Consider the following 14,962-nt stretch of genomic DNA (forward strand, 5'->3'; position numbering starts at 1 on the left):
TAAATAGTAGTGATTTATAGGGTTAAATCCTAATTCTTACAATAATCTTTCTTGTTCATAAGAAGTTAAAATACAACTAATATAGTACCTTATAAATAGTTAAAAAGTAACTTTTATTTTCCTTTTTATTCAATTTTATGGTTGGTATTTAGAAATAATAAGATCCCGATAAACTAATAAGTAAAATATAATAGCTTCATAAAAAAGAGCCTCCTTCACAGAGACTCTTTTAACCTATTAATTAACGTAATAATTGAAGTACGTTTTGTGGCTGTTGGTTAGCTTGACTTAACATAGCTTGAGAAGCTTGAGATAGAATTGAATTCTTTGTTTGTTCCATCATCTCTTTTGCCATGTCTACATCACGAATACGTGACTCAGCAGCTGTTAAGTTTTCTGATGATGTGCTTAGGTTATTTATTGTGTGCTCTAAACGATTTTGAACAGCACCTAATTTGCCCCGCTCGCTAGAAACTGAAGCAATGGCTTTGTCAAGTTTTTCTAACGATTTTCCTGCATCCTCTTTGGTTGAGATATTTAAAGCAGCTTCTGATTCATTATTATCTGTTCCATTTGTCACTGAATTAGTCTTTGTAAAACCTGATTGTCCAGCAGTGCCTGCAACTCCTAGAGCAGCTGAACGCATATCATTTATAGATAAAGAAATACTCTGTCCTGTATTAGCACCAATTTGGAATTTGGTATTATAACCAGCTCCTTGTACACTCGGTCCTACTACTTGGTTAACGTTAGTAGGTTTTTGCCCTGTAAGTTTTAGTGATGTTAATAAAGGAGCTGTGGAACCAGTAGTATCTAAGTCTTTACCAGTTTCAGAGATAAGCTGCAACTTGTTATCTGAAGATAAAGCAGCTGTTACTTTTCCGTCCAAACCAGCTTTTTGTAAAGCTACATTTAAGTCTTTAACTAAATCATTGCGTCCAGACTCCGTATCTGTGTAAGTCTTTGTTGCATCAAATTTCACATCAACAGCATTTTCATTTCCAATTGCAATCTTAAGAACATTACCAGAGCTAATAGTTATAGCACCACCTGCAAGTGTTGCAGAGCTTTGTAAACCAGCGCGTTCAACTGTTGCATCATTTCCTTTTACAGCTGCAGTAGAAGCAGTTAAACCTATAGGGGCAGAAGCAGTTGAACTGAATTCAATACTGCTGTTTGAACCCTGTGATTTAGCCGTGAATATTAATTTTCCTGTACCGTCAGTTTGGATGTCAACTAAATCAGATAACTTTGTTCCACCAGAAGTTTTTTCACCTAGTGCAGAAGCGGCTGCTTGAGCATCAGCATCCGTAGTACCACCTACTGTAATACCTGAAATATCAAAAGTTTGACCATCTACTTTAATAGATGTTCCTGCAGCTGTGTTTCCGTTAGCTACAGTCCCTAAAGTAATAGTAGCACTTGTAGCACTTGTAGTTTTGGTGATTTTTCCTCCAGAGTTTGAATTAACCCCTCCGCTGAGTAATTTTTGAGTGTTAAACTCTGTAGTGTTACCAATACGATTAATTTCAGATGTTAGTTGATTTAATTCATCTTGCATAGCTGTACGGTCAGAATCAGTAGCTGTTCCATTAGCGGATTGGTTTGATAACTCTCTCATGCGTTGAAGAATATCATGAGTCTCATTTAGAGCACCTTCGGCTGTCTGAATTAAAGAAACACCGTCTTGAGCATTGCGTGTCGCCTGATCTAATCCACGAATCTGTCCACGCATTTTTTCCGAAATAGCCAAACCAGCTGCGTCATCAGCGGCACTGTTAATACGCTGACCTGAAGATAATTTCTCCATAGATTTTGCTTGAGCGCTATTTGCCGTGTTGTACTGACGGTACGTGTTTAAAGCTGTAATGTTGTGATTAATTCTCATTTTCCTTACCTCCGTATAATGGTTTTACTTCTTGGTTTACATCCTTGTATGCAAGAAGTGTCCCGCTTTGAGACGGGATAAAAGTTATTGAACATCATTGGAAAATATGTTCATACTATATATCGACTGAGAGGGAAGGTTGTTTATAGCTGTTATTGATTTTATTTAATGAAAAACCAGTTCATATAGAAAAAACCAGTTCTTTATATGAACTGGTTTTTAGCATTAATGGGTAGCGCCGCCTGAAACTAAAACATCATCTTCAGTTACAATTGTGGTTTTTACAATAGAAAGCAGTCCTTGCACAATCAAATCCAACGACATACTCGCTTTCCCTGGATGATTGACAGCCTGTTCAGGAAGGTAAGGAATATGGACAAATCCACCTTTAATACAGCAGTTTTGAATCATGTTCATGAGTCCGTAAAACACGTGGTTACAGACAAACGTTCCAGCAGTTTGAGAGACGCTGCTTGGAATGCCAGCTTGGCGCAGGTTTTCGACAGCTGCTTTGATGGGCAGTGTCGAAAAGTATGCGGCGGGGCCGTTTTGGATAATAGGACGATCAATGGGCTGCTGGCCAATGTTGTCAGGAATTCGCGCGTCGTCTACGTTAATCGCAACGCGTTCTACGGTAATTCCTTCTCGGCCGCCTGCTTGTCCAACGCAAATGACGATAGAGGGGCTAATTTCTTCTATATATGTATGAAGCTTTGCGATTGATTCACCAAAAACAGTAGGAAGGGGTTTAGCGATAATGTGATAATCTTCAACAGCTACACCGTCTAAGGCTTTTACAGCTTCTAAAGACGGGTTAATACTTTCACCTTCAAACGGTTCAAAGCCAGTTAGTAATACAGTTGTCATTCTATTACTCTCCTTTAAAAGTGATATACAAGGTAGTACATTAATAACGTATTAACAACAAAAACGGATAGCGCAATCGGCACTTGAGCTTTAATTACGGCGTTTTTGTCTTTTAATTCAAGTAGCATAGCAGGTACGATGTTAAAGTTGGCTGCCATTGGCGTAAGAAGCGTGCCGCAGTAGCCGGCAAACATGCCGAGCGCTGCCATAATCGCCGGATTACCTCCGTGCATGTGTACAATTAACGGTAGTCCAATACCTCCAGTAATGACAGCAAACGCCGCAAAGGCATTTCCCATAACAATTGTAAATAGCAGCATTCCTAGACAATAAGCAAGCACAGCAACAAACGCATAGTTAGTTGGAAGCACGTCACTCACAATATCTGAAACGATTGTTCCAACGCCTGATTTTGAAAAAATACCGCCGAGCGCTGCGAGCATTTGCGGGAGAATAACCGCCCAGCCCACTGCTTGAAGCAAGCGGCTTCCTTCTTTAACAGGCACGTCCATTTTTGCTTTGGTAACGCCCATTGAAGCGATAAACGCAATCACAGCAGCGATTGCTAGTGAAATTAACGTGACTTTTTCTGGGTCGATCAATGCCCAGTTTCCAAACTTGATCTTTCCAAAAAGAAGAGTGCCGATAATCGTAAAAATAGGAATAAATAAAGCCGGTAAAAAGATTTTGTTTTTTAATCGCTGCGCGTGAGCCACTCGTTCTTCAGCAGGTGTTTCGGCTTCATTCGATTTAGTTACACGATTAAATGAAGCAAGCAGCACCATAATAATGACTAAACATCCTACATAAAAAGGCGGAATGACGTTGCCAAATAAAAACGTAATAGAGAACAGCGCCCAAAATAGAGAAGAACCTAAACGGTTAGGATGGTTGTGGTCGCGTGCGATTCGAATCGCGATAAAAGCAACAATAATACCGAGTAAGTAGTAAATCGTATCAAGCGTCAGGATGCTTTTCATTTAACTCGCCTCCGTCTTTGAAGATGATGTTGGTTTGTGTTTCGTCATTTTTTTGTGAATACGTCGGTCTAACTGACGGAAACGAATGGCGCTGATCAACAGCGCTGCGATGGCTGTTGGAATACCCCAAAGCGCCATATCCCAGACGTCAACGTGAATGCCTACAGAGTCGAAGAATCCTTTCATTAAAAGAATTCCACCCGTTGCGATAAAGATATCTTCTCCGAAAAACCAGCCCGTATTTTCAGCTGCCGCTGCGTGAGCGCGAATATCTTCTTTTACTTTAGGAGGAAGCTCTCCGTATTTAGCACGTGCTGCGCCTTCAGACATAGGTGCCACTAACGGACGCACGGACTGAGCATGCCCTCCGATATTTAATCCGACTGCGGCTGAGATTTCACGGATAAAAAGATATATAAGTAAAACATTTCCAGAAGAAGCGTTTTTGGCTTTTTTGATTAATACTTCCGCTTGTTCCTTTAATCCGTATTTTTCTAACACGCCAAAGATAGGAAGAGTAAGTAAAATAGCCATAGACATATAGCGGTTATCTACAAAAAACTGTCCAAACATCGTGATTACTTCATGCAGTGACAAGCTTGATACAAGGCCCGTCACGATGCCTGCAACAGTCACTACAAGCAGCGTGTTTAAACGAAATAAAAATCCCACTGCCACTAGCAAAACCCCAATTAATTTCAACATAAAAAATCCCCCTCCAGTATGTATAGACCGTGCTGCAAAGTCACCTCCATTGCTTTTCTAAAAAAACAAAGATGTTTTGAGTATAAACAATTCTGAAAATTAAAACAAGATGCTTAAAGCACAAAATTATTTAAACAGTAAAACAAAAACAACTGGCTGTTAAAGGCCGCTGGCTGTCTACTTGACTAGAAATTCATAATTTTGTAGAAAAAAGAAGTTTTTAAATGGAAATTAAAGGGTTTTGTACTAATGAGGGGGATACTTTTTTAAAGAAAAAAACGATATACATATTGAATAAAAATGAATAAATAGTAAAATGATAACTGGATTTCTAAAATAAATCTATCCAGTATGAATATTCCTTCTAGTGGATTAGTAAAAAATAGAGAGAAAGAACTATCTATTTGTCTGATAATCAGAGTATTTCTTTGAAATATAAGGTAAATAGTTGTGTTGGCTGGTGAAGGAAGGGGCATGTATTGTCATGTAGGCAATACGAGAAATTACATAGTTAGGTGGAATGATATGCTTTTGTCAGTAGTAGTACCTTGCTTTAATGAAGGAAATAACGTTCATTCATTTTATGAATATACGACCAACATTTTAGCAAGAGAAGATTTTCAGTATGAATTGGTTTTTGTGAATGATGGAAGCTCGGATGATACGCTTAGCTGCTTAAAAGAACTTTCAGATAGATACGAGGAAGTGTCTTATATTTCATTCAGCAGAAACTTTGGAAAAGAAGCGGCAATGCTGGCTGGGCTGCAGTACGCAGAAGGAGATGCGGTCGTTTTAATGGATGGAGATTTACAGCATCCTCCAGAATTAATTCCACAAATGGTTCATTATTATAGCAAAGGCTATCATCAAGTCATTGCCAAGAGAAATCGAAAAGGAGACGCGGTCATTAAGTCTTCTTTGTCTAAGCTGTATTATAAAATGATGAATAAATTTGTTGATGTTTCCTTGGTGAATGGAGTGGGAGATTTTCGCCTTTTAAGCAGAAAAGCGCTGAATGCCTTGCTTTCTTTAAATGAATATAACCGATTTTCAAAAGGATTGTTTTCATGGATCGGATTTAAAGAATACACGATTAACTATGAAAATGTAGTTAGAGAAGAAGGCGAAAGCAAATGGACGTTTAGTAAATTATTAAACTATGGAATTGACGGCGTGATTTCTTTTAATAATAAGCCGCTGCGCGCATCGATTTATATGGGAATGGGTGTAACGGTTCTTGGGTTTGTATATGTCCTGACGATGCTTGTGAAAATCTTGTTTGCAGGAATTGACGTACCAGGCTATTTTACATTAATATCCGCTATTTTAATTATCGGCGGCTTGCAGCTGACGTTTTTAGGGATTATCGGGGAATATATTGGACGCATTTACTATGAGTCTAAAAAACGTCCGCACTATATTATTGAAGAGGAGACAATGACGGCCAAACATGAAAATCATCAAAAGTGGCATACCCATGCTTAATGCTCAGTTTATACGTTTTGTGATTGTAGGATTTTTAAATACATTTAATTACTACGTAATTTATTTAATTTGCAATTATCTTTTTCATTTTGAATACTTAGTTTCGCATATTATTGGCTTTGTGATTAGTATGATTGGCTCGTTCTTTTTGAATTCTTATTTTACATACAAGATCAAACCGACGCTAGCGCAGTTTTTCCAATTCCCTTTAACCTATGTCGTGAACATCACAGTATCAACTAGCGCGCTCTATTTATTGGTTGATTTAATGCATATGAATGAAACCGTATCGCCTATTTTGGCTTCGGTTATTGCTATTCCTTTTACGTTTGTTATTTCAAAAAAAATCTTAGTTCAAAAAGCATAGAGTAGTAGAAATCTGACAAAGGGCGTATTTTTGTCAGATTTTTATATGCAGTGTTAGCTTTGGCTAAAAATAAAAGGCAGGTAAATTAGTTATGTTTGATCGAAAGAAAATTGGGGTGCACGTTGTGGCAGCTGTCATTTTTATGCTGACCATCTTTAGCGTGTATTTTTATTTCTACTTATCCGAAGGTTATATGACCACACGAAATACGGATGCAACGGTTCAACTGCTGTTCTTTCGTTATTTTTTACATGAACAGTTTTTACATGGTGATTTCTTTTGGTCATGGAAGTACGGTTTAGGAGGAGATGTGTTTGCCAATTTCAGCTATTATTATTCAACGTCCGTCTTTTTCCTCCTTACTTTATTTCTAAAATTAGATACGTTAAAAGATGTGCTAGCGTTAAATACAATCATCAGCGCATTAAAGCTTTTTTGCGCCATGATGTTTATGTATGCTTTGCTTCAATACAATAAGCGTTCGTACACTGCTTCCATTGTAGGAGCAATGATTTACGGAGGTTCTAGCTTTTTTGCCGGCTATTCCAACCGTTTTGATTTTATGGCAGAAGCATTTGTATGGCTGCCGCTGTTGATTCTTTCATATGACCGCTTAGTGGATCAAGGTAAAAAAGGGCTGTTCATTTTTGCAGTATTTGTCGTGATAACAACAAATTTCTACTTTGGCTTCATGAGCAGCGTATATTTAAATATTTATGCCGTGTTCAAATACTTTTTAGCTTCGTCATCTTATTCATTTAAAAGCTTTGTAAAGTATTATATAACGCTCATTAAATACTATATTGTTGGGTTTTTACTCTCAGCTTTTGCGTTTGTTCCAACTGTATATGCATTTTTACATGCAGGACGATTTGATAAAGAGTATGATATTCCACTATTTTATACAAATATTTTTTATCATAATGTGGTGTATAACTTCTTTTATCCTTACTCGGCTTCGCAAACGCTTGGAATGTCGATTGTTGGTTTGATTGCTATTTTGTTAAGCGTACTGTATATCAAACAAAAAGAAATGCTGATTCGAGTATGTTTATTACTCTTTATGATCGGACTGTATTTCTTTCCGTATGCTTATTCATTCTTTAACGGTTTGTCGGCTATGCAGCCAAGATGGATTTACATGCTGATTTTTACCTGTGGAATGGTAGCGGCATATGCAATTGACTATGATAAAAAAGGATCAAAAGTACGAACGATTTATTTACTGCTGCTTCTTCTGGGCTTTTTATGGTACACAACCTACGTGCCATCACCAAAAGAGCTTCCGAACGATGGCGTTGAAATTATCTTTTTTGTAATTGTACTGGTTGCTTTTTTACTTCGTTTTCAACTGAAAAAAGCTGTCTTTTTTGTATGCGTAACAGCCGTTGCTATTGGCAGTATTGGCTACAACAACTTTATGATGTTTACGCAGGATCTGGGAGACGTGCTTGTTCAAAAAGAGTCGACGCTTCAAACGTTTTCAGGAAGCGGATATGACAGTGAAACGGATCAAGAAGTCATTAACTATATTACGCAAAGAGATGATTCATTTTATCGCGTGATGTGGAATCAAATTAATAAAGAAAATATCCCGCTGTATTATAATTATCATGGATTCAGCAGCTATCAAAGCTTGATTCCAGATAATGTCCACAGCTTCTTTAAAGAAACGTATAATATCGCGCAAATGGACTCACCAAGCCGGTACAGTAATTTAGATCAGCGCCTGTATTTAGAAACAGCGCTTATGAACAAATACTATATCGTTAAAAGCAGTGATGCCTTCCAGCCGTACGGTTTTACGTTACTAAAAGAGTTAAACGGATATAAAATTTATAAAAATGATCATTTTCTTCCTGTTGGATTTATGTACAATCAAGCAGTTTCGACAAATCAATTTAATACACTGAATGAAGTACAAAAAGATCAGCTGATGTTAAAAGCTGCAGTAGTTGAAAAGCAAGGGAACTTACCGCAGTTTGATGTGAAAAAGCTTAAAAGCAAGCAGCTGTTTGAAGGAATGGAACATGTAAAGCTTGAAAATATCGATAAAAACGGAAATGTGTACACAGCACGCGACAATGCAGTTATGCGAATTCCGTTAACAACAAAAGAAACAAATTCAGGCGAAACGATTCTTAAAATGACCTTTAAAAACCTTACAACGGGTTCTTTAAACTTAGTAATCAACGGAAGGAATTTTGAAAAACGTTCGGTCAATAACATTTATTCATATCCAAAAGACAGTTATGCATTTAATATTCAAAATGCTCAGCGTAACGGAGAAATTACAATTGGGCTATCACCTGGGCAGTATGAGTTTGATGACATGGAAGTGCTTTTTAACTCCTATAAAAACTATGCAGCATCAGTTGATGAGTTAAAACAGTCTGCGCTTCAACATGTGAAGTATGATGAAAACTCTTTACAGGGTGACATACATGCTAAAAAAGCAGGGATGTTATTTCTATCTGTTCCATACAGCAAAGGCTGGCATCTAAAAGTAGATGGAAAAGAGGCTGACTTTGAACAAGTAAACGGAACATTTATCGGAGTGCGAGTGCCTAAAGGCAATCATGAAATTTCGATGAAGTATACAACGCCTTATTTTAAAGAGTCGCTGACAGTTTCACTTCTAACAGCTGCAGGAATAGGAATTGTTTTTGTAGTCAGAAAGAGAAAAAAAGCAAAAACTACATCTGAAAAACAAGCAGCATAACGAGTAGTTGCCCATGAATAAATAATGTTAAAAAAAGCTTTGGAATTACGATTCCGAAGCCTTTTTTATAACTTTATTAACAGGTTGTCTATTCAAAGAAACAGATAAGTTTTGTATAAGATAATTTTTCGAGTGGTTTAAAAATACTTCTCCTAAAATACCAAAAATGATGTATAGCGCTAAAAGGTATGAATATAGAATTATATATTTTTATATCGATTATATAAAAAGTAAACATAAGCAAAAGCAAACCGATAAACATAGAGGAGTATAAAGTTTTTCATCAGGAGGATACATACATGTTATTTTGTAAAGAATGTGGCAAGCAGCTAAAGAAAGGAGCGGAATTTTGCCAGGAATGCGGGCGACCTGTTGAGCAAAACAGCGCACAACAGACTTCGCTTCAAGGGAATTATAGCGGTGGGCGAATATCAAATCAATCACCCGAGCCACCTAAGCAAATGTCTAAAAAGACAAAAGGAAAACTTATTGCTGCAGGAGTAGCGATTGTCCTATTAATAGGCGGATATAAAGCAGGGGAGCATTTTACTGATAAAGATAGAGTTATTGAACGCTTTGAAACAGCCGTACATAATAATGATCAAGAAACTGTTGCTCATTTGTTAAGTTCTCAGGATTCAAATTTGGAAATAAGTAAAGAAAATGTTAAAGGATTTATGACATATTTTCAAAAGCATCCTGATGAAATAAATGACATGATAGACGTATTAAAAGTAGAGTCTCAAGCATTAGATAAAGGAATTAATCTAGATAAAGAGTTAAGCAGCAGCTACGAAGATGATCCGGAGGTTCTTCCTTTTCAGTTAGCACAACGCGGGAAAACAGCTTTTCTTTTTGATAAATATACGATTGAAGTAAAGCCCATGTATCTACAAGTAGAAACGGATTATAAAAATACAGCCATTTATGTAGACGGGAAAAAAGTTGGGACTGCTTCTTCCAATAATTTTTCGAAGACGTATGGACCTTACGTACCTGGTATGCACAAAGTAGAAGGAAGATATAAAACTGAGTTTGTCGATTTGGTCACAAAAGACACAGTCTCATTTATGGATAATATAAACAAAAAAACAGTCTCCCTGGATTTGAAAGGCGAAGACATTGCCATTGATTTGGGAGAAAATCCTCCAGATATGAAAGGGAAATTGTTAATTGACGGGAAAAAGGTAAAGCTTAATCCTTTTAAAACACCTGAATTTGGTCCTGTTGTAACGGATGGTTCAATGAGTATGAAAGTAGCAGCTAACTTTCCTTGGGGAGAAATGACAAGTAAGGATATTCCCATTGATAGCGATGAAATCTATTACAACTTTGGTAGAGATAAAGATTTAGAAAATGCATTAATAAAAATAGCAGCTGCTGAAAATAAAAACTTATTTAAGGTTTATAGCACGGGTAAGCCCAATGCATTAGAGAACATTACGAATCGTTACAAGCGTGCAGTCGCACAATCTATTGGCGATGGAATGGACACAGAGTACTTAAAAGTTAAATACGCAGGTTCAACGTTTGATTTGAATACAGGTGAACTGAATTACACGGATGAAGGAAGTTGGGAAGCTACCATCGTCGGTAAAGAATTGTACGGTATTGACTATGGTACAGGGTTTGAAAACGAGGAAAAAGTTCTTAAATACAGTTTAGTGTACGATGAAACGAAAAAGAAATGGCTGCTTGATGATGTAGAAGACGCATATGGTCCGTTTTCAGAGAATGTGAAGGAAGTTAAAGAAGAGCATCCAATGGTATATCAAATGAAAACAGCTAAATCTGAGGAAAGTCGTAATGATGATAGTGAAGTAATAGATGATGATACAGACGCTGAAAATGCGGATGAAGGTGTTCGTACAGACACAGAAGATATGGCCGCGGCGGAAGAGGAAGATGTTTCCGATACAGCCGACCTTACAAGATTTATGACAGAGTATATGGATGCAACGATGGAATCGATTAAAAGTCATGATTTTTCAATTGCAGCGCCGTATATTGATCCAGCCGGGAAAAAGTATAGCGAACAAAAAGAGTATACCGCATATCTAAATCAAAAGAATATTACAGAAGATTTATTAAATTTTGAGGTGACGAAAGTAGAACCTATACCAAACGGTTACCAAGTAAATACTTCAGAAGAATATAACATTACATATGGTGACGGCAGCGTGAAGCATAAAAAATTCAAAAGTGTGCACAAAATTCAGCAGCAGGCTAACGGAAGCTTAGGCGTAAATGAATTAATTAGCTCGACTGAAGTGAACTAAATATAAAGTCATAGCTAAAAAAGCTCTGTATCAAAGTTTATACAGAGCTTTTTTAGCGGATATATTTAGAAAATAACACTCCTAAAATACCAAAAATGGTGTATAATGCTAAAAGGTGTGAATATAGAATTATATAGATTTTGTCTAGGTGAATCTATATAACTATATTTTAAACAATTTATTGAAGGAGGAAGGAACATTTGAATTGTTCGAATTGTGGCCATTTTAATGATGGCGGAAAGTTTTGCGTGAAGTGTGGTCATAAACTGCAAGAAGAAGCAGCTGTAAGTCAGACGGCAGCTGCATCTGAATATCAGCCTCAACCTCAGCCGCAAACAGCGTATGCGCCTCAACAGCCTAATCAGCGTGTGCAGCAGGCGAAAAAGGTGTCAAAATCATTTTTGGGTTATTTTGTAGAAGGAATTAAAAATCCAACAGCTACAGCACAAGCAGCAGGCGAAGGCCAATTTATCAATGCTCTTATCACAGTCATTCTTTATGCTCTTAGTATACCTATTATGCTGTATGTGGGCTGGAAGCTACTATTGATTCAATTCGTTCGAAGTATGTTTAAACTGCCTGTTATCAGTGCAGAGATGGATCCATCTGATATAGAGGAATTTAATATGGGAGTTAGTTTTATAAAAGCTACGGACATTAATAGTATTATTCATTTCAACTTTACTGATTTTGTCTTTAAACAAGGGATTTTTATTTTTATTGGACTCGCGGTCATTATTGGAGCAACATATGTGGCCGCAAAGTTTGGAAAAGTAGACGTTTCCTTTAAAGAGTTTTTCTCACGCTTTGGCACGTTTTTAATTATTCCGACAGCTCTTCTTTTAATTGGGCTTGTACTTGCGTTTCTTCACGTTGAATTCTTTTCATATTTTATGAACTTTGGTTTATTGAGCATTTTCCTTGTAGTTCCATTTACTATTGCAAGCTTCAAGCCAAGTGCAACAAATGGGCTTGATCGTATTTATAGTACTCTTATTGTATACGTAGTCATTACGATTGTATCGGTATTCATTGCAAATGGCTTAGGAGAAGAAGCAAAAGCAATTATTACAAGAATGGGAGAAAGCACTGAATTGAGTGACTTCTTTTAATTTGACAAAAAGCATCGTTTTTAACGATGCTTTTTCATACCATTACGAATACGAAAAAAGGAGTGTAGAAATTGGGATATTGTAGAGAGTGTGGCCATCAGTTAACAAATGAGCATGAATTTTGTCCAGAGTGTGGACATCCTGTAGAAAGAAAAGCTGCTTCTAGCGAAGAAGTGGAATCACAGCGTCACGTAGAACCTGTATCCTCTTCAGTAGAGGATACGAGACAATCGGTAAAGCCTTCAAATAAAAAAACAAAGGTTATAACAATTTCAGTTATAGCAGCAGCTGCTATACTGGGAGGCGCTTATTACGGAATAGATAAAACAATTATGGCGCCTAAAGCAGTATCAGAAGGGTTTGTCACAGCCGTGAAAGGAAATGACGTTTCAAAAGTAAAGGGATATGTAAATGATGGTCAAACGAAGCTAAAAGCCAATGACGAGCAAACAAAATCATTTATTACATATTTAAATGAAAACCCCGATGTAATGAAATCTATCTCTGAAGGACTCGCCGCAGATAGCAAAGCGCTCAGTTCAGGTGTCCCAAACGAAGACCACTCATCATACGCTAAGTTAGAACAAGACGGAAAGAAATGGGGAATCTTTGATCATTACACCGTACAAATAGCCCCAGTGTATGCTAAAGTACAGTCTACAGAAAATGCAACAACAGTATACATTGACGGTCAAAAAGCTGCATCGGTAAGCAGTGACTCTTCTAAAAAAATTGGGCCACTCTTACCTGGAACACATGCTGTAAAAGGTGAAGTTAAAAATGATTATGGAAAAGTTGAAAATGAACAAAAAATTGACGCCACTGACGGAGAAGTGAATGTAGATTTTGATTGGTCAGATTACGCGGTATACATTTCTTCAGATTATGATGACGCCACCCTATTCGTTAATGATAAGGATACAAAAACAGAAATTGGCGATATTGATTACTTAGGTCCATTGCCAATGGATGGTTCTGTAAAACTATATGCCAAACGTGAATTTGATTCTAAGGAAAAGAAAACGGAAGAAGTGTCAATCAAAAAGGGAATGGAAGATGTGGCACTTAATTTTGACGAAGAAAATACAACAGAAGCTGCGGCAAAAGCATCGGCTTCTTCTGAGGAAGAAGAGTCGAGTGATGAAAAGTCCGAAGCAACTTCTGGAGTGTCCGATAGTGATGTGTCTAGTTTCATGGAACAATATATGGATGCTACAATTTCATCGATTGACAACGAAGATTTTTCTATCGCAGAGCCTTTTATCGATCCAAATGGCCCCAAGTATAAAGAGCAGAAAGAGTATACATCTTATTTAAGCAACAAAGGAATAACAGAAGATTTATTAAGCTTCAATGTAAATAGAGTAACAAAACTTGATGATTCTATGTATAAAGTATATACATCAGAAGAGTATGATATTTCATACGGAGATGGATCTGTTAAATACAAAAAGTTCAACAGTATTCATAAAGTAAAAGTATTAGACGATGGAAGCTTAGGAGTTTACCAGCTAATTAGCTCAACTGAAGCAAAGTAAAACACACAGGAAAACCCTCGGTCATACTCGAGGGTTTTCTTCTTACTGTTTGGATTTGTCAATGATCTCTAAAGCTAGTTCTTCAGTTGTCATCTCTTCAATACCATTTTCGCCTATATCTAAAAGTTCTGTCCCATCTCCTCTTTGTAAGTATACGGCAGGAACAAAGAAAGAACCTTTTCGTTCATCATACTGACCTAATTTATCTAAATAAACGGGGAATTTTAAAGATTCTCTTTGAATAGCCTGTTTATCTGCATATTTGGCTGAAGCGTTTGTTACTCCAATCACTTCAATGTCTGCTTTTCTAAATCTAGACATTTGACTATTTATTTCACTTAAAAAAGGTTCCTCTGCCTCAAATTCTGCAGTAACATATACAAATAAAAATAGTTGATTAGATCGTCCAGCAATGACGTCTTTAGTACGACTAAAGTCAAAAGATGTAAGTTCTAACACCTCAGCCTCATTTTCTGTTTGCTTAGATTCAGTGTCTGTACTGTCTTCTTCAGAGTCTTCTCCACTTTCCTTGCTATCATTTGAAGCGGCATCTTTTCTTTTAACAATACTTGTATCAGCTTGTTCTGAAGATTCTTCTGCAGAAGGTGCCGTAGAATCGTCCGTATCTTCTTCTGCTGCTGATACTTCTTCGGAAACAGAAGTGGAAGAAGTACTGTCAAGGTCGGCAGCACCGCTAAGAAAGCTCATAAATCCACCAGCTGCCACTACCCAAAAGCCAATTTTGTATGCAGCTCCTCCTACCCCAAATAGAAGGCCTAATACTGACATCCCTCTGCGATATTTTTTACGAAGCCCAATTAGTCCAAATAAAACAGCCAGTGCCCATACGGGTGCCATAAACCACCCTAAATAGGGAAGGAAGCCTATTACACACCCAATAATTCCTAAAACAAGTGCGGTAACAGCAGCTCCGTTTGTTTCTTTTTGAATATAAATTGTTTGCCCGTTATCTAATTTTCCCAAGTGTTTTCTCCCTTTCTATCCTGCATGATGCGAAG

11 protein-coding genes are annotated in these 14,962 nt (G+C 37.2%); 6 read left to right on the forward strand and 5 right to left on the reverse strand.

All coding sequences use genetic code 11. The features are described 5' to 3' along the window. Positions 1-241 precede the first annotated feature (241 nt). The 4 genes from AC2YJL_RS20675 to AC2YJL_RS20690 all read right to left on the reverse strand — a co-directional run bounded on the left by AC2YJL_RS20675 (position 242) and on the right by AC2YJL_RS20690 (position 4,440). The gene (locus AC2YJL_RS20675; RefSeq protein WP_487374932.1) at positions 242-1,888 is read right to left on the reverse strand and encodes a flagellin N-terminal helical domain-containing protein; all 1,647 of its coding nucleotides are present in this window, start codon (positions 1,886-1,888) and stop codon (positions 242-244) included. A gap of 225 nt (positions 1,889-2,113) precedes the next feature. Beyond that, positions 2,114-2,755 carry a pyroglutamyl-peptidase I gene (gene pcp / locus AC2YJL_RS20680; protein ID WP_487374933.1) on the reverse strand — a complete coding sequence of 214 codons (642 nt, stop codon included), beginning with the start codon at positions 2,753-2,755 and terminating at the stop codon, positions 2,114-2,116. Between the two features lie 14 nt (positions 2,756-2,769). Continuing rightward, the gene (locus AC2YJL_RS20685) at positions 2,770-3,735 is read right to left on the reverse strand and encodes a DUF979 domain-containing protein (protein WP_487374934.1); all 966 of its coding nucleotides are present in this window, start codon (positions 3,733-3,735) and stop codon (positions 2,770-2,772) included. Next, positions 3,736-4,440 (reverse strand): DUF969 domain-containing protein, encoded by a 705-nt coding sequence (locus AC2YJL_RS20690; RefSeq protein WP_487374935.1) that lies wholly within the window; start codon positions 4,438-4,440, stop codon positions 3,736-3,738. Positions 4,441-4,965: 525 nt separating this feature from the next. Between AC2YJL_RS20690 and AC2YJL_RS20695 the strand changes: the two genes are divergently transcribed. From AC2YJL_RS20695 to AC2YJL_RS20720, 6 genes are all read left to right on the forward strand, one after another. Continuing rightward, positions 4,966-5,925 (forward strand): glycosyltransferase family 2 protein, encoded by a 960-nt coding sequence (locus tag AC2YJL_RS20695; protein WP_487374936.1) that lies wholly within the window; start codon positions 4,966-4,968, stop codon positions 5,923-5,925. Beyond that, complete coding sequence (locus AC2YJL_RS20700) at positions 5,918-6,292, forward strand: GtrA family protein (protein WP_053074066.1); 375 nt, start codon at positions 5,918-5,920, stop codon at positions 6,290-6,292. Before AC2YJL_RS20695 ends, AC2YJL_RS20700 begins: the two co-directional genes overlap by 8 nt. A 91-nt stretch (positions 6,293-6,383) precedes the next feature. Beyond that, a complete protein-coding gene (locus AC2YJL_RS20705) occupies positions 6,384-9,014 on the forward strand; it encodes a YfhO family protein (protein WP_487374937.1) in 2,631 nt (876 codons plus the stop codon). Between the two features lie 299 nt (positions 9,015-9,313). Further along, positions 9,314-11,293: a zinc ribbon domain-containing protein gene (locus tag AC2YJL_RS20710; protein ID WP_487374938.1), complete on the forward strand. Its 1,980-nt coding sequence runs from the start codon at positions 9,314-9,316 to the stop codon at positions 11,291-11,293. Positions 11,294-11,493: 200 nt separating this feature from the next. Then, on the forward strand, positions 11,494-12,405 hold the full coding sequence (locus AC2YJL_RS20715) for a zinc ribbon domain-containing protein (RefSeq protein WP_487374939.1): 912 nt from the start codon (positions 11,494-11,496) through the stop codon (positions 12,403-12,405). 71 nt (positions 12,406-12,476) lie between these two features. After that, positions 12,477-13,943: a zinc ribbon domain-containing protein gene (locus tag AC2YJL_RS20720; protein WP_487374940.1), complete on the forward strand. Its 1,467-nt coding sequence runs from the start codon at positions 12,477-12,479 to the stop codon at positions 13,941-13,943. 42 nt (positions 13,944-13,985) lie between these two features. Here AC2YJL_RS20720 and AC2YJL_RS20725 read toward each other — a convergent pair whose 3' ends face one another. Then, complete coding sequence (locus tag AC2YJL_RS20725) at positions 13,986-14,927, reverse strand: hypothetical protein (protein WP_487374941.1); 942 nt, start codon at positions 14,925-14,927, stop codon at positions 13,986-13,988. Between the last annotated feature and the right edge of the window lie 35 nt (positions 14,928-14,962).

This window comes from Priestia sp. SRI_019 (assembly GCF_057586255.1).

Bases quoted from the DNA above. Each gene is read 5' to 3' on its own strand.
- AC2YJL_RS20675 (WP_487374932.1), bottom strand. From the start codon at position 1,888: ATGAGAATTAATCACAACATTACAGCTTTAAACACGTACCGTCAGTAC.
- pcp (WP_487374933.1), bottom strand. From the start codon at position 2,755: ATGACAACTGTATTACTAACTGGCTTTGAACCGTTTGAAGGTGAAAGT.
- AC2YJL_RS20685 (WP_487374934.1), bottom strand. From the start codon at position 3,735: ATGAAAAGCATCCTGACGCTTGATACGATTTACTACTTACTCGGTATT.
- AC2YJL_RS20690 (WP_487374935.1), bottom strand. From the start codon at position 4,440: ATGTTGAAATTAATTGGGGTTTTGCTAGTGGCAGTGGGATTTTTATTT.
- AC2YJL_RS20695 (WP_487374936.1), top strand. From the start codon at position 4,966: ATGCTTTTGTCAGTAGTAGTACCTTGCTTTAATGAAGGAAATAACGTT.
- AC2YJL_RS20700 (WP_053074066.1), top strand. From the start codon at position 5,918: ATGCTTAATGCTCAGTTTATACGTTTTGTGATTGTAGGATTTTTAAAT.
- AC2YJL_RS20705 (WP_487374937.1), top strand. From the start codon at position 6,384: ATGTTTGATCGAAAGAAAATTGGGGTGCACGTTGTGGCAGCTGTCATT.
- AC2YJL_RS20710 (WP_487374938.1), top strand. From the start codon at position 9,314: ATGTTATTTTGTAAAGAATGTGGCAAGCAGCTAAAGAAAGGAGCGGAA.